Raw genomic sequence first — 22,913 nt, forward strand, 5'->3', positions numbered from 1 at the left:
AGGTCATGCTTGGGCCCGGCACCGGCCTCGCGCTGCCGCTCGACACCACGCCGCTCGCGCCCACTTCTTGGTCACACCCGAAGAACCCGTGCGGCCACCGTCATGTCACGGTCGCTGTGACTGAGCGGCGCAGCCGGTCAGATGAGCGCCCTTGTCCACGAGGGCGGGCTCAGCCCCTGCGGTCCTCGACCGTCCAGTCGTCGCCCAGTTCGCGGCGCAGTGCCTCCAGCGCCATGTCGGCCCCGCTTTTGAACGATTCCTGCTGGTCCCGGGTCCAGGGCGAGGGGCCGGCCGGGTGATCCCAGTCGAGGGAGGACTGGTACAGGTCGGCAAGTCTCGTGAGTTCGTTCCGGGTGGCCGGGGTGATGGGTAGCTCTTCCGGGGCGCAGGGGTATCCGTAGGGGCTGTCGAGGTCGGGATCGCCAGAAGACCCTGGCCACAACGGGGTGTCGACGCCGTACTCGAAGAAGAACCGCAAGCGACAGGACATGCCCCAGCCTTTCACACACCGAGCACACGAGCGGCCGGCTGAAACGCGCAGCGGCCAACTCGACGCCCAGCCACAAGCGCTCGCCGGTCAACAATGGCGGACGGCGTCGTAAGCCCGCGGGAACGCGGCGAGGAACATCCGTGGGGGAGGTCGGCGAGGAAGGTCGGCGAAAGGAATCCCGGCGGACCGGTCACATCCGTCCGGCGCGACCCGTCAGAGCAGTGACGGCAGCGTGAAGGACCCGAAAGGAACCCGCCCATGGAAGTGGCCCACCGAGGAAGGGGAACAAGCCCGCGTCAATCTCGCGCGCCACGCGCATCGTTGCCCTCGTGGAGGGTGGCGCGGATCGCCGGGCCTGGTGTCCGACCGCCTGGGTTCGCCGGGGCGGCGGTCGTAGCGGTTGGAGGTGCGGTGACATCCGATCCGACCGCCGGAGGCGCGGTGGCCGAGCCCGTCTGGCCGTGGCGCTGGTCGGCCCGGTGCGCCCGGCCTCGATGTGAACGTGACTCAGGTGGCGTTCTCCGATGACGGTTCGGGCTTCGTGTGGAGGACCGCGCGGGCCTGGTCCGCGGCGCGGGCGATGCTCTCGGAGATGAAGTCGACGAAGCGGGCGATGTTCTCGAGGCGGGCCGCGGCCGGGGTGCCGGGGCCGAGGACGCCGACGCCCTGCCGGGCGACATCGCCGAGATGGGCGGTGGCGCGGGCGCTGGCCATCGTCGACTGGTAGAGGACGTCGTCGTCGACGACGTAGCGCTCGCGGCGCCGCTCGTCGCGTTCCCGGCGGATGAGGCCCTGGCTGTCGAGGAACGCGATGGCCTTGGAGACGGTCGCCGGGCTGACCTGGAGGCGCCCGGCGAGTTCGGAGGCGCCGAGGCTGCCGGCGTCGGTGGTGTAGAGGGCGGCCAGCACCCGGGCCGTCATCTTGGGCAGGCCCGATTGCATGAAGACGGTGCCGAACACCTCCTCGTACTCGCGGACGGCCTCGGTATCGCGGCCGTGCGCCTGCGGTGACGTGCCGGGGTCCCGGGGTGTGGCGCGCTTGCGTCGGTGGGCGCGCTGTTCGGTGGCGCGGTGGGCCAGGTCGGCGCGGTAGGCGGCGGGGCCGCCGTTGCGCATCACCTCACGCGTGATCGTCGAGGTCGGACGATCGAGGCTTCTGGCGATCTCCGCGTAGGCGAGCCCATCGGCCACCCCCTGGGCGATCTGCCGACGTTCCTGCTGGGTGAGTCTGCCTCCCGGCATCGCGGTCTCCTTCGTGGCGTGTGATGCCCCATCATAGCGTTCGATCTCATTCCATTGCAACGAGAAGAGGAGATTGTGTTGCATTGATTTTCGCATCAATGCAACGAAATACTGGCTTCTAGCTGCGGTGATGCGCATCGTGCGCAACGAAGTGATTGCCTGATCCTCGAACGCAACGTAGCTTTTCCCTCATCGGAAACAACGAAGCGAAGGAACACATCATGTTGAAGTTCGACACCCCCGCCCCGGTCTCCGCCGTCCTCGACATCCCCGCCGGTCGCATCCGGTTCATCGCCGCCGACCGGGCCGACACCGCGGTCGAGGTCCTTCCCGCAGACGCCTCGAAGGGTCGCGACGTGAAGGCGGCGGAGCAGATCACGGTCGACTACCGCGACGGCGTGCTGCGCATCGAGGCCGCACCGGCGAACCGCCGGATCATCGGCAGCTCCTCCGGATCCGTCGAGGTCACGGTCCAGTTGCCCACCGGTTCCCACGTCGAGGCGAAGATCGCCGCGGGTGAGTTCCGGGGCGTCGGTCGGCTCGGTGACGTGACCTTCGAGGGCGCGCAGGGCACGGTGAAGCTCGACGAGACCGCGAGTGCCCGCCTCACCCTCCTCGCCGGCGACATCTCGGTCGGCCGTCTCGGTGGCCCGGCGGAGATCAGCACCCAGAAGGGCGACCTCCGCATCGTCGAGGCGGTACGCGGCACGGTCGCGCTGCGCACCGAGGCCGGCGACATCTCGGTCGGCGCCGCCCGTGGGGTGTCCGCCTCCCTGGACGCCGGCACCGGCCACGGCCGCATCCACAACGCGCTCCGGAACGCCGAAGGTGCCACTGCCGGCCTGAGCATCCACGCGACCACCACCTACGGGGACATCACCGCCCGCAGTGTCTGAGCGGACCACCCCGCCCCACTCCGCGATCCCGCCCTCCCTTCCGTAATCCAGACGGTCCACAAGGAGCACACCACCATGTCCCTCACCCCCGCCGACCAGGACCACCGCGATCACCTCGACCACCAAGTCCCGCCGGAACGAACCGAGTTGCGCCGGATCATGGAGGAGATGGTCGAGTCCGGATTCACCGGCGTGACGATGCGCGTGCACGATGAGCGGGGCGGGTGGGTCGGCAGCGCCGGGGTGGGCAGGCGCGGCGAGAGCGCGAAGCCGCCGACGGACGGGCACGTCCGGATCGGCAGCAACACCAAGACCTTCACCGCGACCCTGGTGCTGCAACTGGTGGCCGAGGGCAGGATCGACCTGGACACCCCGGCGGACGAGTACCTGCCCGAGTTCGGACTGGACCGACGGATCACGGTGCGGATGCTGCTGCAACACACCAGCGGGGTCTTCAACTTCACCGGCGAGTACCACGACGACGGGACGTTCGTACCAGGGATCCCCGCCACGCCGGCGGGCCGGGTGTGGGTGGACAACCGGTTCAAGACCTACCGTCCGGAAGAGCTGGTACGGCTGGCCCTGTCAAAACCGGCGCGCTTCGAGCCGGGCACGGACTGGAGCTACGCCAACACCAACTACGTGCTGGCCAGGCTGCTGATCGAGAAGGTCACCGGCCGCTCGCTCGCCGAGGAGATGCGCCGCCTGATCCTGGAGCCGCTCGGACTGTCGGGGACCGTGGTGCCGGACACCGACCCGGAGATCCCCGAGCCGCACCCCCACGCCTACTACCGCTACGAGGACGCCGGTCGGGAGGAGACGGTCGACGTCACCCGCCAGAACCCGTCCTGGATCTCCACCGGCGGAGACATGATCTCGACCACCCGGGACCTGCACACCTTCATCTCCGCACTCGTGGGGGGCAAGCTCCTGCCGGCCCCACTGCTGGCCGAGATGTGCGCGCCGCATCCCAAGGTCGGCTACGGCCTGGGGGTGTTCGTCCAGGAGACGGGCGAAGGCGGCGGCACGGTCATCACCCACAACGGCGGCATGGCGGGCCACGCGGCGCTGATGTACAGCACGCCCGACGGCAGCAGGACCCTGACCGCCGCGCTGAACTACGTCGACGACGCCGCACTGTCCATGGCGACACCGTTCCACCAGGCGACGCAAAGGCTGATCGCGGAGGTCTTCGGCGCCGGCCGGGCGAAGCAACCGTAGGACGTGATCCCCCTGGGCGGCTTCGAGCGTCGGTGACTCGAACCCCGTCTCATCGCCCGGCCGGATGAGGCCCGCCGCGTGAAGCCCCGTCGCGTCGAGCCCCGCCGCAGCCCCTCAGGCGGGTACCGCCGCCTCGGCTTCCACGCCGAAGGCGGTCAGTACCCTGTCCGCCTCCGCGAAGACCTCCCGGGCGCGGGCGTCGCGCAGCTCCTCCGGGATGCCCGAGAACTCCGTGCCGTAGAGGAGCCGCACGGCCGCTTCCCCGATGCCGCAGAACTCCGACACCCCGAGCCCCAGCTGCAGCTCGAGCGCCTCTCCGAGCCGGGTCCGCTCGTAGTACTCGGCCGAGTGCCCGGCCAGCGCCAGCCACAGCATGCGCTTCCCCGCCAGGCGGGGCTTGCTGCGGCCGTAGGCGAACCCGTAGTTCCACACCCGGTCGATCCAGCCCTTCACGATGGCCGGCGGCGCGAACCACCACACCGGGAAGACCACCAGCACCGTGTCGGCGGCCTCGATGCGCCGCATGTGCTCGTGCACCTCGGGGGAGTACCGCTTCTCCCGATCCTGCCAGTCGGGTTCGTCGACCGGCGTCAGCCGCGGGTCGAAGCCCTCCGCGTACAGGTCCAGGAGGTCCACGGAGCCGCCGGCAGCCTCCAACCGGCGGCGGGTGCGCGCGGCGACCTGGGCGGACAGGGAATCGCCTCGGGGATGGGCCAGAACGAGCAGGGTCCGGGACACGGGACGGCCTCCAATGCGCGGAACGGGTGACGAACGAACGGCTGACAGGGCGGAAAGCGGGGCGGGAGGAAGGCGGAGGGGGCGAGGGCCCGGGGCCCGGTCGGGGCGCGGGGGTCGCGCCGACCGGGCCCGTGGCTCAGATGCCGAGGCCGGATCCGCCGCTGACGTCGATGTTCTGGCCGGTGATCCAGCGGGCGTCGTCGGTGGCGAGGAAGGAGACGACGTCGGCGACGTCGTCGGGTTGTCCGACGCGGTTGAAGACGGAGAAGGCGGCGGCCTGTGCCTTGGCTTCGGGGATGGCCATCCAGGGGTGGATGTCGGTTTCGATGGTGCCGGGGGAGACGGCGTTGACGGTGATCTGGCGGCTGCCGAGGGTCTGGGCGAGGGTGAGGGTGAGGACCTCGATGGCGCCCTTGCTGGCGGCGTAGGAGGTCATGCCGGGGAAGGCGACCTTGGTGACGCCGGAGGAGATGTTGATGATGCGGCCGCCGTCGCGGAGGCGCTCCAGGCCCTTTTGGATGATGAAGAAGGGGGCTTTGGCGTTGATGGCGAAGACCTGGTCGTAGTCGGCCTCGGAGACCTCGTGGATCAGACCCGGGCCCGCGATCCCCGCGTTGTTCACCAGAATGTCCACGCCATCGGCGTGCTCGTCGAAGGCCGCCCACAGGGCATCGGCGTCACCCGGCAGACCCAGCTCCGCGCGGATCGCGAACGCCTGCCCGCCCGACGCCTCGATCGAGTTCACCGTCTCCTTCGCGGCGGCCTCGTTCCCCGCGTAGTGCACGGCGACCCTGGCCCCCTCCGCGGCCAGCGCCAGGGCGATGCTCCGGCCGATACCGCGGCTCGAACCGGTCACCAGTGCAGTCTTTCCGTCAAGCTTTCCCATGGCGGGCTCCCTCGTCGTAGTCATCGCAACGTCATGGCGTCGTCATCGCATCGTTCATCGCGTTCGCACACCGTCGTCCTCGCCGCCCTCGCGGCTTCGACGTGATTCAGGATGTGTTCGAGCGACTCGGGTTTGGCTCGGGTTCTGTTATGGCCCCGTTCGGACCGGGGGTTACGGTGACGCCATGCGATTCGGGGTACTGGGGCAGCTGGGCGTGTGGACGGCCGACGGAACTCCCGTCCGGGTTCCCGAACTGAAGGTGCGGACCCTCCTCGCGTCCCTCCTCGTCGACGCCGGCCGGCCCGTGGCCACCCACCGCCTGATCGACGACCTGTGGGGCGACGAACCGCCCGGCAACCCCACCCGTGCCCTCCAGGCGAAGGTCTCCCAACTGCGGCGCGCCCTCGACGAGGCCCAGCCCGGCGCCCGTGACCTCGTGCGCTCCCAGGCGCCCGGCTACGTACTGACACCCCCCGAGGCCGGTCTGGACACCGCCGCGTTCGCCACCCTCGCCGGCCGGGCCCGCGCGAGTACCGAACCCGCCGTACGCGCCTCCCTGTTCGCGGACGCCCTCGCCGTCTGGCGCGGCCCCGCCTTCGCGGACTTCGAACAGGAACCCTTCACCCGGGCCGCCGCCCACCGCCTGGAGGAGGAACGCCTCGTCGTCCTGGAGGAACAGGCCGAAGCCCGCCTCGACGTCGGCGAACACGCGCTCCTCGTAGGGGAACTCGCCGAACTCGTCGCGCGACACCCGTTGCGCGAGCGCCTGCGCGCCGTCCAACTGCGCGCCCTCTACCGGTCCGGCCGGCAGAGCGAGGCCCTCGCCGGCTACGAGGAGTTGCGCGCCCGCCTCGCGGACGACCTCGGCCTCGACCCCAGCCCCACCCTCGTCGCCCTCCAGCGGGCGATCCTGAACCAGGATCCCGCCCTGGCGGCGGCACCCCCGCCGGCCGCGACCACCACCGCCGTCCCGGCCGCCCGTATCCCCGGCGCCCGTGTCCCGGGCGCCACCGCGACCGGCCCGGACGCGCCGCCGCCCCGGGGCTCCGCCGGCCCGCACACCAACCTCCCCGCCTCCCTCTCCCCGCTCGTCGGCCGCGACCGGGCCGTCGCGGCCGTCCGCGAACTCGCCGCCACCCGCCGCCTGGTCACGCTCACCGGCCCCGGGGGCGTCGGCAAGACCCGCCTCGCCATCGAGACCGCCGGCGGGCTCGGCCACGCCTTCCGCGACGGCGTCTGGCTCGTCGAACTGGCGGGCGTGCGGCAGGGCGAGGCCGCCGACACCATCGCCGACACGGTCGCTGCCGCCCTCGGCATCCGCGACGACGTGGTGTGGGGCGTGCCGCCCACCGCGCAACAGGCCCTCACGCCCGGCCGCCGCCTCGCCGCGACCCTGCGCGACCGCGAGCTGCTCCTCGTACTCGACAACTGCGAACACGTCGTCGACGAGGTGGCCGCCCTCGTCGAGCTCCTGCTGCGCGGCGCGCCCGGCCTGCGCATCCTGACGACCAGCCAGGAACCCCTCGCCCTCGCAGGCGAGACCCTGTGGACGGTGCCGACCCTCGAACTCCATGCGGCCATCGAGCTGTTCACGGCACGCGCCGCCGCGACCGCCCCCGGGTTCGTCCTCGACGCCGACAGCGCCGGGGCGGTCGAGGCCGTCTGCCGTCGTCTCGACGGCATCCCGCTGGCCCTCGAACTCGCCGCGACCCGCGTCCGCGCCCTCGGCGTCCGCCGGCTCCTGGAGCGCCTCGACGACCGCTTCCGGCTCCTCAGCTCCGGCCGCCGCGGCGCACCCGCCCGCCAGCAGACCCTGCGCGCCGTCATCGACTGGAGCTGGGAACTGCTCACCGACCCCGAAAGGGCCGTCCTGCGCCGCCTCGCCGTCCACGCCGAGGGCTGCACCCTGGAAGCCGCCGAGGAGGTCTGCGCGGACGGGGACCTCGACCCCTCCGACGTACTGGACCTCCTCGCACGCCTCGTCGACCGCTCCCTGGTCGCCCTCGCCCCCGGCCCCGCGGGACCCCGCTACCGGCTGCTGGAGTCAGTGGCCGCGTACTGCGTCGAACGCCTGGAGGAGGCGGCCGAGACGGGTCCCGCACGCGCCCGTCACCTCGCCCACCACCTGGCCCTCGCCGAACAGGCCGACCCCCACCTGCGGGCCGCCGCCCAGCGGACCTGGATGGAACGCCTCGACACGGAGACCGCCAACCTGCGCGCCGCGCTCGCCCACGCCCTCGCCGCCGGGTCCGCCGACGACGCGCTGCGGCTGGTCACCGCCCTGTCCTGGTACTGGATCCTGCGCGGCCGTCTCGGCGAGGGACGCCGTTCCCTGGAGGCGGCGCTCGCCGCCCCGGGCGAGGCGGCGCCCGAACGGCGCGCCCACGTCGGGGTCCTGCGCACCGGGTTCGCCGTCATGGCGGGGGAGGGGGCGTCCCGTACCCGCCGCATCCGCGAGGCCCTGGACACGTACACCGAGACCCGCCCCGGACCGTACGAGGAGTCCCGGGCCCGCTGGTTCCTCGCCCACGCCCTCTGCGGAACCGGTGACCTGACCGGCGGGCAGGAACTCACCGAAGCGGCCCTCACCGGGTTCACCGGCCTCGATGACACCTGGGGGACGGCGGCCGCCATGGCCGACCGCGCCTCCCAACTGCTCCTCAAGGGCGACCTCGAAGGAACGGCCCGCGACGCCACCCGCAGCGCGGCACTCTTCCAGGAACTCGGCGACGGAGCCGCCCGCCTCTGGACGGTCTACCCCCTGGCCTCCCTCGCCGAGATCCACGGCGACTACCCCGAGGCCACCCGGTTGCGCCGCGAGGGGCTGGAGACCGCCGAAGCCCTCGGCCTCACCACCCAGGCCGCCGACCTGCTTTCCGGACTCGGCCGCAGCGCCCTGCTGACCGGCGACCCGGAAACCGCCCGGGACCTCCACGAACGCTCCCGGCGACTCGCCGCCGAACAGGGCTTCCAGGCCGGCGAGATCAACGCGGTCCTGGGGCTGGGCCTCGGCGCCCGCCGCACCGGCGACCTTGCCGAGGCCGAGCGGTGCATGCGCCGTGTCCTGGACTGGCACACCTCCGTGGGCCTCGACGGCGCCAACGCGCTCGTCCTGGCCGAGTTGGGCCACATCGCCGGACTGCGCGGGGACGCCCCGGCCGCGCTCGCCCTCCAGCGGGAGGGCCTCGCCATGGCCCGCACCACCGGAGACCCGCGCGCCCTCGCCCTGGCCTACGAGGGCCTCGCCGCGGCCCGGGCCGGCGCGGACCCCGCCGCCTCGGCCGCCCTGCTCGGCGCCGCCGACGCCGCCCGCCGCTCCGCCGGGGCGCCGCTGCCGCCCGCCGAACGCGCCGACGTCGACCGGACCACCGCCGCGACCCGCTCCGCCCTGGGCCCGGCCGCCTTCGAGGCGGCCTTCGCCCGCGGCGCGGCGCTCCCGCCGGGGGACGTGGCCCGGGAGTTCTGACCTGGCCCGGCGTGTCGGTGCCAGGGGCTTCGCGGCGGCGGGGGCGCAGGGGTGTCGCGCTGTCCGGCCGCCGGGGTCACAGCGTGACGCGCGCGGCGACGGGCAGGTGGTCGCTGCCGGTCCGGGGCAGCGACCAGACCCGGGTGACGGTCGCCGACCGGGCCAGGACCTGGTCGATCCGGGCCAGCGGGAAGCGCTCGGGCCAACTGAACGCGAAACCCGAACCCGGCGCCGTCAGCCGGGAGGTGAGCGGGGCCAGCCCCCGGTCGTCGACCGTGCCGTTCAGGTCCCCGAGCAGGAGCACCCGCCGCGACGGCTCGGCCGCGACCGCCGCGCCGAGTCGCACCGCGCTCTCGTCCCGCCGCGCCGAACCGAAGCCGTGCGCGCCGATCCGCAGGGACGGCAGGTGGGCCACGTACACGGCGACGTCCCCCTGCGGGGTCCTGGCCGTCGCCCGCAGTCCGCGGTTCCAGTCCGGCCCCACCCCCGCGGGCCTGATGTCCACGGGCCGCGCGTCCACCAGCGGGTACCTCGACCAGAGGCCGACCGTGCCGCGGACGGTGTGGTGCGGATACCCGGAGGCCAGGACGGCCCGGTAGGAGGGCAGCGCGGCCGGTGTCAGCTCCTCCATGGCGATCAGGTCCGCGCCCGCCGCGGCCAGCGTTCTCGCCGTGCCCGCCGGATCCGGGTTGTCGTCGGCGACGTTGTGCTGCACGACCACGAGGGCACGACCGTCACCCGCACCGGGCGCGGCGCCCTTGCCGTCCGTGCCGGGCAGCGGCAGAGCGCCGAACAGCGCGAGCCAGGCCGCGACCGGCAGCAGCGCCGCGAACGAGGCGACGGCCGACCGGCGCAGCACCGCAGCCCCCACCAGCAGCGGGACCGACACCCCGAGCCACGGCAGGAACGTCTCCAGCAGACTCCCCGGCCGCCCCGGCAGGTCGGGCACGAGGCCGTGCAGCGTCAACAGGGCGGCGAGCAGCACCGCCGACCCGGTGAGCACCGGTGACGTGCCGATCAGACGCGAAGCCTCGATGCGCGCGCGGTCCACCGTCCGCCGCCCCTCAGATCCGCAGTTCGGCGGGGAAGCCCGTCCACCGTGCCGGCGCCGGCAGGTGCCCCGTGTCGTTGTAGAGCAGCACGGACGCCGGGCGGTCCGGCGCGTACCGGATCACCGTCAGCCCGGCATGGGCGGGGCTCAGGCCCATCCACCGCCACTTCGGCGCGTCCAGGGCGGCCCGTACGAGCCAGCCGATGAGGAAGGCGTGGGTGACGACCAGCTCGTGACGGGGCTCGTCACCCGCCACCGGACGGGCGAACCGCGCGAGCGCCGCCCGGGCACGCTCCGGGCCCCCCTCCCGCTCCTCGGCGGGGAAGGCCGCCGACCGCTCCCACATCGCGTCGGCCGAGTCCGCCGGCAGTTCCTCGCGCCGCGGCAGGTACGGGACGTAGTCCCCGGCGAGGTCCGACTCCCGTACCGGAACCCCGTCGAGCCGCTCGCCGATCAGGGCCGCGGTCCGCGCCGCCCTCGGCAGCGGGCCGTGATGGACGACGGAGAGCGGGGCGCCCGCCAGCCGTTCACCCAGCAACGCGGCCTGCATGCGGCCGGTGTCCGTCAACTCGCTCTCGTCCGGCGACGCCTCACCGTGCCGGGCGAGGTAGAGGTAGCGGGCGGCGGCTGTCGCGGTCATGGGCGAGGTCCTCATGTTCATGATCTTCCGGGCGTGTGGAGGACGCCCCGCCCCACCCTCGCGGTTCCACCCCGCGCTCGGGGATCGGGCCGGGATCCCGGACCGGCCCGGAGCGGGGATGACGGCTGAATCACGCCGGAAGATGCCGGATCCGTCCCTCCCGCCCCACGGGCCGGTGCCCCTAGGGTCGAGCGATGACCTCGCACGAGACGACCGCCCCCGCCCCGGCCCCTTCCCGTACCCACGACGGGCAACCGGGCCCCGAGGCCTCCGAACCGCACGGCCTGAGCGGCCTCGACATGCTCCGCGCCTCCCTCAAGGGAACCCTCCCGGACGCCTCGATCATGAGCACGATGAGCTTTCGGCTGACCGACGTCGCCGAGGGTTTCGTCGCCTTCGAGGGGGACCCGGGCGACCACCTGCTCAACTACATGGGCACCGTGCACGGCGGCTTCCTCGCCACCCTCCTGGACTCGGCCCTCGGCTCGTCCGTGATGACCCGGCTGCCCGCGGGCACCACCTACGCCACCGTCCAACTGGGCGTCCACCTGATCCGCCCCGTCCTCGCCGACACCCCGACCCTGCGCTGCGAGGGCACCGCCCTGCACGTGGGCCGCACCACCGCCACCGCCGAGGCCCGCGTCATCGGCACCCACGACGGCAAGCTCTACGCCCACGGCACCACCACCTGCGCCATCCTGCGCCCCTGAGCTTCCGGACGGGGCGGTGTGTGCCGGGCGATGCGGGGCACACGGTCGGCACGGTTGTTCGAGAGGGAGGTCCCCATGCTGGCCATCGCTGCGGCAGTACTGTTCTTCATTGCGTTCGTCATCAACGCGGCGGGTATCGACACGAATGACGTCCTGTCATCCGTCAACATCATGCTGCTGGGACTGGCGGTACTGGCCCTGCACTTCGGGGGCGTCGGTTCGAGCGCCCGCACGGGCGGCGGCACCGGTCGCCGGTCGGGATGGGGGCGCAGACGCTGACGCGCCCCGCGCACGAACGCCTCGGCGGTGCACCTCACGACGGACGTGAGGTGCACCGCCGAGGCGTTCACGGTGTCCGGGCACGGGCCCCACACCGGCCCCGCAGGCGACCCCGCTCCAACCCGCCGGGGCGTCGGAGGCCCCGCGCGGGGTAGGCGCGGCGCATGACTGAGAAGAAGACGTCTTGCCGGTTGTCGGAGTTGAGCCGCCGCGTGGCACCGTCGTTGCCCCCGTTCCAGAGGGCGGTACTCGCATCGGTCCTGCGGAGCCGCGAGACCCGGTCCGGCCCGGCGCCCACGTCCCGCGCGTCCTGAGGCTGCGGGCCGGGAGCCGTGGACCGTGGTTTCCTCCGGTCCCGGAAACAGCAATGGCAAGGAGTCGAAACTCCTTGCCATGTTCAAGATATAGCGCACAGGGGGCCTTGCGGCAAGGCCCCGGTCGTGCCGCAGAATCTGCGACCGAAGCCGGAATCCGCAGCCACCGCAGCCACCACGGACACCACGGATGTGCGCGTCCGCGCGCCCCGTCGCCGTGTGGGTCCCGCGGAGGGCACACCCCGCCGCCGGAACGTGCGGGGCGACCGGCCGACATCGAATCGTTGAACGGGCGGCGTGGTGATGATGGACGTGGACGTGGACGTGGACGTGGACGTGGACGTGATCGTGGTCGGCGGCGGACCGACCGGCTTGACGCTGGCCTGCGAGCTGCGCTTGGCCGGCGTACGGGCGGTCGTGTTGGAGAGGCTGACCGAGCCGACCGGGCAGTCCCGGGGCCGTGGCCTGCACGCGCGCAGCGTCGAGCTGATGGACCAGCGCGGCCTGCTGGACCGGTTCCTCGCGGTCAGCGAGAAGTTCCAGGTGGGCGGGCTCTTCGGCGGAGTCGTCAAGCCGTGGCCGGACCGGTTGGACACCGCCCACCCCTACGGCCTCGCCACCCCGCAGCCCGTCACCGAACGACTGCTCGACGAGCGCGCCCTCGAACTCGGTACCGAGATCCGGCGCGGCTGCGAACTGGTGGGGCTGAGCCAGGACGAGACCGGGGTGACCGTTGAACTGGCGGACGGCACGCACCTGCGCTCGCGCTACGTCGTCGGCTGCGACGGTGGCCGCAGTACGGTGCGCAAGCTGCTCGGCGTCGGCTTCCCCGGAGAGCCCACCACGGTCGAGACGCTGTTGGGGGACATGGAGCTGACCGAGGATCCGGCGACCATCGCCGCCGTGGTCGAGAAGGTCCGCAGGACGCAACTGCGGTTCGGCGCACTCGCGGACGTGGACGGGAACCGGGGGGTGTACCGCGTCCTGGTGCCCTCCGAGGGGGTTGCCGAGGACCGGGCCACCGCGCCCACCCTCGACGAGTTCAAGGAGCGGATGCTTGCCTGCGCGGGCACCGACTTCGGGGCGCACTCGCCGCGTTGGCTCTCCCGCTTCGGCGATGCCACCCGGCAGGCCGAGCGTTACCGGGTGGGCCGGGTGCTGCTCGCCGGCGACGCGGCGCACATCCACCCGCCGACCGGCGGTCAGGGGCTCAACCTCGGCGTGCAGGACGCGTTCAACCTGGGCTGGAAGCTGGCCGCCGCGGTCAACGGATGGGCTCCGGAAGGCCTGTTGGACAGTTATCACACCGAACGGCACCCGGTGGGTGCCGAGGTACTGGACAACACCCGCGCGCAGATGACCCTGCTGGGGGCCGATCCGGGAGCGACCGCGCTGCGGAGGCTGTTCTCGAAGCTGATGGACTTCGAGGAGGTGAACCGGTACGTGACCGGGATGATCACCGCGGTCGACGTCCGCTACGACCTCGGCGAGGGGCACGAGCTGCTCGGCCGGCGGATGCGGGACGTCGCCCTGAAGCGCGGTCGCCTCTACGAGCTGATGCGCGACGGCCGAGGACTCCTGCTCGACCGCACCGGCCGGCTCTCCGTCGAGGGCTGGGCGGACCGGGTCGACCACGTCGTCGACGCCTGCGAGGAACTCGACGCGCCCGCCGTGCTCCTCCGTCCCGACGGCCACGTGGCATGGGTCGGAGACGAGCAGCGTGACCTGCTTGCCACCCTGCCCGGATGGTTCGGCGCCGCGACCGGCTGAGCGGCAGGGCGGCCGCCTGGAACGCGACCGGGCGGCCGATGGCGAGCCGTCAGAGAACCTTGTACGTCAGCTCGTAGAGGGACAAGGACAGTGCGCCGATCGCCTGATTTCGTTCTCCGAGGCCCACCTCGCTGGGCAGAATCTTGGCCCCACCAATAAAGCTGACCTGGTCGGTTGCCTCATTCACTTCGTGCAGAATGATGTCGATCGGCGCTTGGTTGGTGAAGGGCACGAACCGCTCGTCGAACTCGAACACGTCCCCTTCGCGCATTCGTACCTTCTCGAAGTTGCCGCCGTCACCTCTGCCGACGAGGATCTCGTCCGCACCATCCGGGTCCTGAACTCTTTTCGCCTCGAGAAACAACAGCTTGGCGAAAGCCGCACTTGCCATGGTGATCCTCCCGTGTTCACGTGCTCTCGTGTCGCGCAGCATATTGCCGAGGCATGTCACACCTGCCGAGGCGCGCATGCCGTGAGGTTGCCTGCCGCTGTGTGGGAGTGACCGACCCGCTGGTCAGGGCGGGTTGGCGTGGCTTCGGATTCACCGATTCGGCCGCTGACTGGTCGGCTTAGCGAGCCTTGCCAGGAGTCGCCCGAACGGTGTTGCCAGAGGCCCGTTGGCCCATCCGTGTCGTGAGCCCGCACCCCGGCAGGGAGACCCCGCAGGAGAAGGCTCGGCACGGTCTGAGGTGTCATGAGGAGGACGGATTCGAAGACCAATGGGCAGCGGGTGATCTCACCCCGCGTCTCGATGGTCGGCTGCCGGACTCGCGGATCCGGACCGCGACCGCGACGACCTTGCGCACATCGCAAAGGAGCCGACGGCCGCCCGGCGGCGGGAGGTGATTCCCGGGCTGATTCGGTAGGTGGAGGGGCATCTCGCGGAATCCGTGGAAGCGGGCGACTGGTGCGGTGAAGGCACGGGCGCTGGGGTGCGATGTGACCAGGTGCAGCCAACGTGTCACGCCTCATGCGGGAGGTCGGGCGGAATGTACGGCGCGCCCACCATCGCGCCTCGGCCACACCGGGCACGTGGTGTGCGGCACGCGGGGTGCGGCACACGGTGTGGCGTGCACGGTTCGCGCTGGAAATCGAACACATGATTGAATTAGGGGATGGCACGCACTCCCTTTCCCGACGACCTGGTGGAACTCCAGGTCCAATGGCTCCGCACCTACCGGGAGCTGGCACGGCAGCCCGCCGGGGCCGGTACGGCCGTGCTGCGACGTCGTCTGATCGTCCTGTCCTGCCGGATCGAGGCGCACGCCCACTGGGCTGAGCCGAACCGGTCTCGGGCGGGCAGGGTGGAACTCCGCCGGCTGGCGCGAGCGCGCGGATGGGTGACGGCGGCATGAGGGACTCCTGTCAGGGCCACGATCGGTCGGATGATCCGGGCGAGCCGTTCGGCGAGGACGGTTCGGCCGCGCCCCGCCTGGTCGTGCACCCGCCGGATCGCCGCGGCTGGCGCCGGGTGCACTGCGACGGGCGGAGCCTGGGCACCGCCTACCGGTACGAGGACATCGCGATCTTCCTGGCCGCCGCGGGCATGGAGGACGCGCAGGACGCCGACCTCTGCGACCCGGGGTTCGTGGAATGGCGCGGCGGGGGACCGGAGGCCTGGTCGGCGTCGCCGATGGAGTGAGGCGGGTCCGCCCCGGGCCGTCCGCAGTGCCCCTCGCGCCGCGGATACGGGGTCTCCCCGGCTTCTCGCGCCGCGGAGGCTCGGTTCTCCGGCCCTCCGCGGGCTCCCTCGCGCCGGATCCGCCGGGATCCGGGCCTACAGCCAGCCCCGCTTCGTGGCGTTGACGCCGGCCTGGAAGCGGCTGGCCGCCTCCAGGCGCTCCATGAGGTGGGCCATCATGCGGCGGACCGTGCGCAGGGAGATGCCGAGCTTGCGGGCGGCCGCCTCGTCGGTGTCGCCGCCGGCGATCATTCCCAGCAGGGTGCGCTCCATCGGGGTGCACCCGTTGTCGTCGGCGGGCGTCTGCTCGCCGACGGGGGAGCCGGCCTCCCAGGTCTGCTCGAACAGCGCGCACAGGGCGGCCACGACACCGGGACTGTGCACCTCCAACGCGCCCGCGCGCGGCTCGGCCGGCTCCAGGGGGAGGATCGCGACCCTGCGGTCAACGATGATCATCTGGATGGGCACGGTGGGTACGGTGCGCATCTGCCCGCCGTGCTCGATCAACCAGCGGGCGTACGCGAGGGTGTCGGGGTCGTTGCGGAAGCTGTCCCGGCACACCGCCCGGATGACGACGCCGCGTTCCAGCGCCTGTTCGTTGAGGGGGGTGGCGGCGTTCCGGGCATCGGGCCGGTGCGCGCCGCCCGGGTTGAGGGACAGGCATTCGAACTCGGTGATCCGCTGTAACTCCTCCAGTCGGACCCGGACCGCGTCCAGCCCTTCGAGCCGGGTGGCGCCGTCGAACGCGCGGGCCCCGCGGTGTTCGGCGGCGATGGCGGCGATCTCCGCGCGCGTGGTCTCGACCCGGGCCTGGTGGGACGCCAACTCGGCCTGGGCCGAGGCCAGGAGTGCGGCGAGCCCCACTTCGGGGCTGACGGGGCGCAGCCGGCCGTTGAACTGGTCGGACGGTTTGAGGAGGGTCAGCGCCGCCAGTTCGTCCAGGGCGGCCCGTACCTCGCGCTCGGACAGGCCGGTGTCCTCCAGCAGGGCGGCCACCCCGTGATCGGGGTGCCGGAGCGTCGCCCGGTAGACGGCCTCCGCGTGTGGTGACAGCCCGAGCAGTTGCAGCATGGCGGTCTCCCCTGGTCGCGACCTCCGGCGGGTCGCCCCAGGCTTCCGTATGGCCGGGAACTCCTCAAGCCCCGGGGGAGACGACCGGCCGGCACCCGGCCCCGGGGTGCGGGGTGGGCGCCCCGCCCGGAAGGCGGACCGGGCGGAGCGCCGGGGGCGGCGGCCGAAGTGGCCTCAAGGTGCCAGGCACCTTGAGGCCCGCCTCGGCCTGGTGACATCGGGCCCTCCGGCGGACAGTCTTGAGCCATCGAACGCAACACCCCGCAAAACAGGGTGAAAGCGAAGGAACAGCAGCGAACCAAATGACTCGAAGGGTGGAGTTCGTCATGTCCCGGATCGTCGCCTCGGTGCTCACCTCCGTCGTCCTGCTCGCTGTCGCGGGGACCACCACCGCCGCCACCGCAGCCGCCGAACCAGCGCCGGTCCGGCACGTGACGGCCGGCGACGGCTACGGATGGGGCACCCCCCTCGACGACGGCGGCACGTCTCTCGACGGCGGCACCTCCTTCGGCGGCGGCACCACCCCCGTCGACGTCAACACCCCCGCCACCGGTGGCGGCACCACCCGGCACGCCGGCTGACGCTCCTCGGCGGGGGGAGCACGGGGCCGACACGGTCCCTCCACGGTTCCACGGCGCGGGTGCACGACCGGAGGCCACATGCACATGATCACGATGCGGCTGGTCGGTCCCGGAACGCACACCGCCCCGGCCACCCTCAACGAACTGCTCATGGCCCGCTTCACCCCGGCGGACCGGGTCGAGCACCTCTGGACACGCGCCGGTCCCGGCCGGATCGACCTGGTGATGTTCCTCCTCGCCGACTGCGAGGCCGAGGCCCTGCTCACCGCTCGCGCGGCCTGCCTGCGGGCCATCGAACACACCCCGCGCCTCACCACCTGGCGCCTCTCGGACGACCCGCACACCACCGGGGCCGGCGACGAGGACCGGCGCGAGCCCGCATAGGAGCACGGCCCCCGGCCCACCGCCATCACCCGCCGGCCCTCACGACCGACCGAGGCACAGAGAGGAATCGACCATGCTCGAAACCGCCGACGCGGGGTCCCCCGCGGCGCTCGACCGCACCACCGGGCGCCGTCACATCGGAACCTTCCCGGTCCCGGACGAGGTCAACGACCGGGACTTCCCGCTCCCCGGGGTGCAGCTCCGGCGGAACAACGTCAGTACCGGCGACGGCACCACCGCGGTGGTGAGCGTGACCCGCATCTCCAACGGGCCGGGCATCACCGACTACGTCACGCACGAGCAGGACTTCACCTACTCCACCTTCGGCATCCACGTCGGCCAGGACGACCGGCTCACCTTCTTCGGCGAGCGCCGCCGCATCAGCGTGCACCTGATCGACTGCCGCGAGGACTCGCCGCAGCTCGGGGACGAGATCACCATCGAGCTGGACGTCTCACCGCACCGCGTCCTGATCATCCCGAAGGGTGTCGCCCACACCCTCGACGGCCTCGGCGGCGTCGTCACCCGCGACGAACCCGTCTGGTACGCCGACCGGAACCCCGACTGGGAACCCGACAACGACCTGGTGTCGTTCCTGCGCACGGCCGACCGGGCCCCCGTGGTGCGCACCAACCGCCACCTGCTGCCGGTCTCCGCCCACATGCTGCTGTCCCGCATGTCGCAGAAGACCAACTCCCAGATCCAGGAGGCGTACGCCGCGAGGTTCCGGGTGTCCATCGGCGGCGAGACGACCTACGCCACGATCAGGCCCGACTGGCGGGCGGCCGAGGCCGCCCCCGCGGACGCCCACCCCCTGGTCAGCCGCAACAACTTCGTCCTGACCGGACCCGAGTCCTTCACCGTCGTCCCCTCGACGGACAGTTGCACCTCTGACGTCCTCGAAGTGGAACTCGACGGCCAGGAAGGCCGGTTCGTCCGGCACCGGTTCTCCCGCCGGCGCCTCACCTGGCTGGCGGGCAGCACGGACGCGCGGATCGAGGTGGTCGACACGGACGGCGAACGTTCCGTCATCCGTCTCGGCGACCCCACGATCGGCGTCCGCGTTCCCCCCGGTACCTGGTACCGGCTGACCGGCAGCGGCCGCATCTGGCTGCGCGCCGAGACGGAGCTGCTGGACCTCAGTCCCTGGGGCCCCCGGCACCGGCTCGGCCGCGACGCCACCACGGCGGACCCGTCCGAGACCGGTCCCAGCACCCCCGAGCGGGACGACGCCCCGTACCTGCCCGGGCCCGCACTGCACGCACTCGCCCGCATGGAGGCGAAGGCGATCTCCCTCACCCACCGGAAGGAAGTACCCCATGTCCATCACCAGCGCTGAGACCACCGCCTGGAAGAACGACCTCGACGCCATGCTCGACGACGTCACGGACCCGGAGGCGCGTGCGGCCCTCGGCAACCTCCGCTCGGCCCTGGAGCCGTACTTCGAGACCCCGGAGTACTTCCGCAGCATCCTCGGCAAGATCGCTTCGTCGGTCCTGGACCCCGAGACGGAGGAGCGGATCACCTCCCGTGCCTTCGGTGACGTGGAGGAGTTCAAGGCCGCCCTGCCGGAGGGCGTCTCGGTCACCACCATCCAGTAGTCCCGCAGGCCGCACGGAGCGGGCGCACCCACGCGTGCGCCCGCTCCGCAGGCGTTCAGAAAGGAAGCCGGCCATGCCCGTCGCCCTCCCGAAACCGCACCTGATCATGACCAGGACCCGCACGACGGGCCACGCATCCGGCCTGCCGGGTGCGCGGCACGTGAGGTCCTCGCGCAACGACCGGCCGTACCACTACATGGTCCACAGCCCGCACTTCGCCTACGAGGAGTACGCCCTGCACCTCGGGCAGTACGACCGGTTGTCCTTCTACGGCGAGGCCGACGCCCCACCCGTCACCGTGCACATGTACGACTGCCGCGAGGACTCGCCCGAGTACGACCGCAAACTGGAGATCGACGTCCCGGCGGACGGATCCTGCGTCCTGGCCATTCCGCCCGGCTACGCCCACTGGTTCGAGGGGCTCGGCAGCGTCACCACCCGCAACGACTACTCGGTGCTCGCCCCCGAGGACTCCTCCTCGCCGTGGAACCCCCTGGAGGACAACGCGACGTACTCCGTCGAGGCCATGCGGGCCGGCCGACCCAGGACCGTCGCCAACACGGTCGAGCTCCCCGTGCCAGCCCAGTTCCTGATCTCCAAGGCGGTCTCGCGCAGTTGGCGGGGCGGCGCCACGGAACAAGGGGTGGTCGCCACCGCGGAGATCGACGGCGAGCTGCGCCGCTACTACCTCGACCAGGACCTCACCGGCGACCGGCCCGAACCGCCGGGGTCGCAGCTGGCCACCGTGAGCGCCGGCGTCGGCTCCTACCAGTCCATCCGCGACGACTCGTACGGGATCGGCGCCAACGTCGGCAACGGCCTCGCCGACACCATGGTCTGCGACCTTCCCGGCCAATGGCCGCGACATTTCAGCGCCCATCCCCATCTGACCCTCAAGCTGTCGCCGCTCCTGTACGACAATCCCGAGATGGAACTGCAACTCGTCGACCGCCGGGCCGACTCCCCGACCTTCGGCGCCACCCAGGTCATCCCCTTCCCCCGCGACCCGCGCGTCGTGCTGACGATCGAGCCGGGCGTGCTGATGCGCGCTCGCGGCAGCGGGACGCTGCACTACCGCGTCGAGTTCGAGGTCCACGACGCGACCGTGCGGATGCCCCGGCTGTTCGTCCCCGTCCCCGACGACGCCTTACCCCCGACCTTCGATCCGCCCGGTGCCGCCCTCGCGGAGACCGTCGTCAGGGAGTTGGCGTACCGGTGACCACCACGAACCAGAAATCCGCCGCGAACGGGCAGTCCGCCACGGAACGGGAGACGGTGGCGAAGGAGCGTGCCGGTCTCCCCGCCCCCTCACCCCGGCTGACCCTGCTGCTCGTGGTCTTCGCCGCGCTGGTCCTGGCCCGCTCGATGAGCGAGGGCATCTACGACATCGCGTTCGCCAACCTGGCGCTGGACCTGTCCGGACTGGTGAGCACCGTCGGCCTGGTGTACTTCGTCGGGTACGGCGTGGAGGTCGTCGCCTCCGTGGCCGCCGGCCCCCTGCTGGACCGGGGCGACCCGAAGACCGTCCTGGTCGTGTCCTACCTCGTCAAGATCGGTGTCTTCGTCCTCATCGGACTCGGCTCGACGTTCCTCTCCTCCCACCTGTGGGCGATCGTCGTCGCGGCGGCGACGGTGGACCTCGTCCACCACGTCGGGGAGATGGCCCTCTTCGTCCTCCTGCCGAGGATCCTCGACGCGCGCGCCCTCGTCCGGGTCCAGGCCCTCGGCGGCACCGTCCGGTCGGCCTCCGAACTGCTCTCCCCGGTCGTGGCCGGCCTCGTCATCGCCCTCATGCCGGGCTCGCGCGCCCTGCTCGTCGCCGCGGGCCTCCAGGTCCTCGCGCTGGGCTTGTTCGCCGCCTTCGTCGCCGTCGTCATCCGGGCGCGGGGTCCCGTGCGGTCGACCGCGCCGGCCGATGCGGCGGAGCCGGACGCCGGCGAGCGCGCCGAGCCCGCCGAGCGCGCCCCGCTGCCCTCCCGCCGCGAGGTGGCTCGGACCCTGACGGCAAGCCGGGCGTGGCGGAGGTTCACCACCTTCCACGGACTGACCGTCCTCGCGCTGTCCACGGTGATCCTCTCCGTGCTCTCCCTGATGCGCGAGACGCTGCACATGACCGCGGCGGGCGCCGGATCCTTCCTGGCCTTCTCGACCATCGGCGCGATCGTCGGCGGCCTCGCCGTCGCCAAGGCCGGACCGGACGGGATCTACACCAGCCTCCGCTGGGCGCCCGCCCTCGCCGGCGCGGGCGCCCTGACGGCCGCGTTCCTCGGCCAGACGCGGTGGCTGCTGGCGGCCGGCCTGATCCTGTTCGGGCTCGGCTTCACCGTCTACCTCCGGTCCGCCGGGCTGCTGATCCAGCTGCGCGCGCCCTCCGCGGTGCTCGGCACCTGGAACGGGCTCCTCGACGCGGTCATCCGGATCGTCAGCGCCGCGGCGATCCTGGTGACGGGCTTCCTCTTCGACCGTTTCGGCGGACAGGCGATCTACCTCGCCTTCGGACTCCTCCTCGTCCTGACCGCCGCGCTCTGGTCCACCTTCGGGACGCAGGACCGCGAGGCCCTGGGCGCGACCCCGCTGCACCCCGCGCCGGCGGCGCGGGACGAGGCGGGGGAGGTCAGGCGATCCTGAGACCGGAACCCAGCCGGACGGCCTGGAGGGCGACGTACAGCTCCGCGGACGACTCGGCGTCCGTGGTGCGCCGTCCGGTCAGTTCGGCGATCCGGTTGAGGCGGTACAGGACCGTGTTGCGATGGCAGTGCAGACGCTCGGCCGCCGTCGCCGTGGAACCGCCGCTGGCGAACCAGGTGTGCAGGGTCTCCAGAAGCGTGGTCTGCTCCACCTCGGGCAACGCGCGCAGCGGACCCAGTACGGCCTGGGCCACCTCCGCCGCGGTGTCCGGGGAGGCGGCCGCGAGGATCGCGATCGGGGAACTTCCGTACAGGTGGACCCCGTTGGCATCGGGCGGCAGGCACTGCACCGCCAGTTGGGCCTCGCGCCACGCCGCGGGAGCGTTGATCGGGGCGCTGAAGGGGCGGCTGACCCCGAGCCGACAGCGGGCGCTGTCCGTGAGCCGGTCGACGGCCGTCTCGACCATGTGCGCGTTCGGGAGCGTCATCAGACCCGCCACGGCGCCGATCTGGGTGACCCACTCGGAGCCGATGCCGACGGCCCGGAGTCGGTCCCCCATGCCGGGCAGGGAGTCCTCGCCGTCGTGGGTCTCGGCGCACACCACGAGGAACAGTCCCTTGCGGTCCAGTTTCAGGACCCGGGCGATCTCCCACGCGCCGGCGCCGGTGCCGGCCCGGCCGTCGAGCAGGGTCGCCAGCATCACCCGGCGCGCCGCGGTGTCGCGTCGGACCCGGACCTCGACCGTGGTCCGGTAGGCCTCGGCGGCCGCGCTGGAGTACTCGTCGATCGCCATCCAGATGTCGGACACCTTGGGCAGCAGTTCGCTCGCGCACTCCTCTTCCGAGGTCAGCACGAGCAGCCGCTCCCAGATGAACCGTCCGGCCATCCGGTAGGCGTGCAGCAGCGCGGCCAGCGGGATGCCCTGCTCGGCCTTGAGCCGGCCGGCCGCGCGCGGGGCCTCCAGGGTGCTCGGCCCGCCCCGCAACGTCGTCAGCAGTGTCAGGAGGTTGTCGCGGACCACGGTGCGCAACCGGTCCCGGTCCAGCACCGTGCTCTCGGCATAGGAGTCCTCGCCGTCCACGATCTCGACGGTCAGCTCGTCGGCGAGCGAATCCACATCGATCAGCAACCGGCCGACCAGTGACGCGACACGCTCGTCGGATCCCAACTCTGCTGTCACGCGCCGAGTCTAGGTGCCGCCGCGTGTGCGTGGGCACAAGGGAACGGGGCTTTTTCCGGCCTCCTGCCCATGGCCGGATCCGCC

General features: G+C 72.2%; 23 protein-coding genes. 14 read left to right on the forward strand and 9 right to left on the reverse strand.

The genetic code is table 11. The features are described 5' to 3' along the window. Positions 1-169: 169 nt before the first annotated feature. Both ACQEVM_RS34490 and ACQEVM_RS34495 read right to left on the reverse strand, forming a co-directional pair. Positions 170-490 (reverse strand): hypothetical protein, encoded by a 321-nt coding sequence (locus ACQEVM_RS34490; RefSeq protein ID WP_433085964.1) that lies wholly within the window; start codon positions 488-490, stop codon positions 170-172. Between the two features lie 507 nt (positions 491-997). Then, positions 998-1,732, reverse strand: a complete 735-nt coding sequence (locus tag ACQEVM_RS34495) for a helix-turn-helix domain-containing protein (RefSeq protein ID WP_433085966.1) — start codon at positions 1,730-1,732, stop codon at positions 998-1,000. Positions 1,733-1,953: 221 nt separating this feature from the next. Here ACQEVM_RS34495 and ACQEVM_RS34500 point away from each other — a divergent pair, with 221 nt between their 5' ends. After that, complete coding sequence (locus ACQEVM_RS34500; protein WP_433085968.1) at positions 1,954-2,628, forward strand: DUF4097 family beta strand repeat-containing protein; 675 nt, start codon at positions 1,954-1,956, stop codon at positions 2,626-2,628. Between the two features lie 75 nt (positions 2,629-2,703). Further along, on the forward strand, positions 2,704-3,849 hold the full coding sequence (locus ACQEVM_RS34505; RefSeq protein WP_433085970.1) for a serine hydrolase domain-containing protein: 1,146 nt from the start codon (positions 2,704-2,706) through the stop codon (positions 3,847-3,849). A 114-nt stretch (positions 3,850-3,963) separates the two neighbouring features. On the opposite strand, the gene ACQEVM_RS34510 is transcribed toward ACQEVM_RS34505, so the two are convergent. Continuing rightward, positions 3,964-4,587 carry an NAD(P)H oxidoreductase gene (locus tag ACQEVM_RS34510; protein ID WP_433085972.1) on the reverse strand — a complete coding sequence of 208 codons (624 nt, stop codon included), beginning with the start codon at positions 4,585-4,587 and terminating at the stop codon, positions 3,964-3,966. 136 nt (positions 4,588-4,723) lie between these two features. Further along, complete coding sequence (locus tag ACQEVM_RS34515; RefSeq protein ID WP_433085974.1) at positions 4,724-5,473, reverse strand: SDR family oxidoreductase; 750 nt, start codon at positions 5,471-5,473, stop codon at positions 4,724-4,726. Positions 5,474-5,657: 184 nt separating this feature from the next. Here ACQEVM_RS34515 and ACQEVM_RS34520 point away from each other — a divergent pair, with 184 nt between their 5' ends. Continuing rightward, entirely contained in the window at positions 5,658-8,939 is a 3,282-nt protein-coding gene (locus ACQEVM_RS34520) for an AfsR/SARP family transcriptional regulator (protein ID WP_433085976.1), read from the forward strand. A 76-nt stretch (positions 8,940-9,015) separates the two neighbouring features. On the opposite strand, the gene ACQEVM_RS34525 is transcribed toward ACQEVM_RS34520, so the two are convergent. Both ACQEVM_RS34525 and ACQEVM_RS34530 read right to left on the reverse strand, forming a co-directional pair. Further along, positions 9,016-9,990, reverse strand: a complete 975-nt coding sequence (locus ACQEVM_RS34525) for an endonuclease/exonuclease/phosphatase family protein (RefSeq protein ID WP_433085978.1) — start codon at positions 9,988-9,990, stop codon at positions 9,016-9,018. A gap of 13 nt (positions 9,991-10,003) precedes the next feature. Beyond that, a complete protein-coding gene (locus ACQEVM_RS34530) occupies positions 10,004-10,630 on the reverse strand; it encodes a histidine phosphatase family protein (protein ID WP_433085980.1) in 627 nt (208 codons plus the stop codon). A 194-nt stretch (positions 10,631-10,824) separates the two neighbouring features. Between ACQEVM_RS34530 and ACQEVM_RS34535 the strand changes: the two genes are divergently transcribed. The 3 genes from ACQEVM_RS34535 to rox all read left to right on the forward strand — a co-directional run bounded on the left by ACQEVM_RS34535 (position 10,825) and on the right by rox (position 13,703). Next, the gene (locus tag ACQEVM_RS34535) at positions 10,825-11,340 is read left to right on the forward strand and encodes a PaaI family thioesterase (RefSeq protein WP_433085982.1); all 516 of its coding nucleotides are present in this window, start codon (positions 10,825-10,827) and stop codon (positions 11,338-11,340) included. 75 nt (positions 11,341-11,415) lie between these two features. Beyond that, complete coding sequence (locus tag ACQEVM_RS34540) at positions 11,416-11,619, forward strand: hypothetical protein (RefSeq protein WP_053677375.1); 204 nt, start codon at positions 11,416-11,418, stop codon at positions 11,617-11,619. 617 nt (positions 11,620-12,236) lie between these two features. Then, positions 12,237-13,703, forward strand: coding sequence for a rifampin monooxygenase (rox, locus tag ACQEVM_RS34545; RefSeq protein WP_433086942.1), 1,467 nt, complete (start codon positions 12,237-12,239; stop codon positions 13,701-13,703). A gap of 49 nt (positions 13,704-13,752) precedes the next feature. Here rox and ACQEVM_RS34550 read toward each other — a convergent pair whose 3' ends face one another. Beyond that, positions 13,753-14,172, reverse strand: a complete 420-nt coding sequence (locus ACQEVM_RS34550) for a hypothetical protein (RefSeq protein ID WP_433085984.1) — start codon at positions 14,170-14,172, stop codon at positions 13,753-13,755. 646 nt (positions 14,173-14,818) lie between these two features. Here ACQEVM_RS34550 and ACQEVM_RS34555 point away from each other — a divergent pair. Then, on the forward strand, positions 14,819-15,058 hold the full coding sequence (locus ACQEVM_RS34555) for a hypothetical protein (RefSeq protein ID WP_433085986.1): 240 nt from the start codon (positions 14,819-14,821) through the stop codon (positions 15,056-15,058). After that, on the forward strand, positions 15,055-15,345 hold the full coding sequence (locus ACQEVM_RS34560) for a hypothetical protein (RefSeq protein WP_433085988.1): 291 nt from the start codon (positions 15,055-15,057) through the stop codon (positions 15,343-15,345). The genes ACQEVM_RS34555 and ACQEVM_RS34560 overlap by 4 nt, the downstream gene beginning before the upstream one ends. Before the next feature lie 135 nt (positions 15,346-15,480). On the opposite strand, the gene ACQEVM_RS34565 is transcribed toward ACQEVM_RS34560, so the two are convergent. Beyond that, positions 15,481-16,455 (reverse strand): LuxR C-terminal-related transcriptional regulator, encoded by a 975-nt coding sequence (locus tag ACQEVM_RS34565; protein WP_433085990.1) that lies wholly within the window; start codon positions 16,453-16,455, stop codon positions 15,481-15,483. A 302-nt stretch (positions 16,456-16,757) separates the two neighbouring features. On the opposite strand from ACQEVM_RS34565, the gene ACQEVM_RS34570 reads away from it, so the two are divergent. From ACQEVM_RS34570 to ACQEVM_RS34595, 6 genes are all read left to right on the forward strand, one after another. Beyond that, complete coding sequence (locus tag ACQEVM_RS34570; protein ID WP_433085992.1) at positions 16,758-17,036, forward strand: hypothetical protein; 279 nt, start codon at positions 16,758-16,760, stop codon at positions 17,034-17,036. A 78-nt stretch (positions 17,037-17,114) separates the two neighbouring features. Continuing rightward, the gene (locus ACQEVM_RS34575; RefSeq protein ID WP_433085994.1) at positions 17,115-17,420 is read left to right on the forward strand and encodes a hypothetical protein; all 306 of its coding nucleotides are present in this window, start codon (positions 17,115-17,117) and stop codon (positions 17,418-17,420) included. Between the two features lie 73 nt (positions 17,421-17,493). Continuing rightward, on the forward strand, positions 17,494-18,759 hold the full coding sequence (locus ACQEVM_RS34580; protein WP_433085996.1) for a hypothetical protein: 1,266 nt from the start codon (positions 17,494-17,496) through the stop codon (positions 18,757-18,759). Further along, positions 18,740-19,021, forward strand: coding sequence for a hypothetical protein (locus ACQEVM_RS34585; protein WP_267797705.1), 282 nt, complete (start codon positions 18,740-18,742; stop codon positions 19,019-19,021). The genes ACQEVM_RS34580 and ACQEVM_RS34585 overlap by 20 nt, the downstream gene beginning before the upstream one ends. A 73-nt stretch (positions 19,022-19,094) precedes the next feature. Further along, the gene (locus ACQEVM_RS34590; protein WP_433085998.1) at positions 19,095-20,240 is read left to right on the forward strand and encodes a hypothetical protein; all 1,146 of its coding nucleotides are present in this window, start codon (positions 19,095-19,097) and stop codon (positions 20,238-20,240) included. Continuing rightward, positions 20,237-21,649, forward strand: a complete 1,413-nt coding sequence (locus ACQEVM_RS34595) for an MFS transporter (protein WP_433086000.1) — start codon at positions 20,237-20,239, stop codon at positions 21,647-21,649. The genes ACQEVM_RS34590 and ACQEVM_RS34595 overlap by 4 nt, the downstream gene beginning before the upstream one ends. Here ACQEVM_RS34595 and ACQEVM_RS34600 read toward each other — a convergent pair. After that, the gene (locus ACQEVM_RS34600) at positions 21,636-22,829 is read right to left on the reverse strand and encodes a PucR family transcriptional regulator (protein ID WP_433086002.1); all 1,194 of its coding nucleotides are present in this window, start codon (positions 22,827-22,829) and stop codon (positions 21,636-21,638) included. The two genes, ACQEVM_RS34595 and ACQEVM_RS34600, sit on opposite strands and share 14 nt — an antisense overlap. Positions 22,830-22,913 lie beyond the last annotated feature (84 nt).

It is taken from the genome of Streptomyces sp. CA-243310, from assembly GCF_050936775.1.
Classification (GTDB): Bacteria; Actinomycetota; Actinomycetes; order Streptomycetales; family Streptomycetaceae; genus Streptomyces.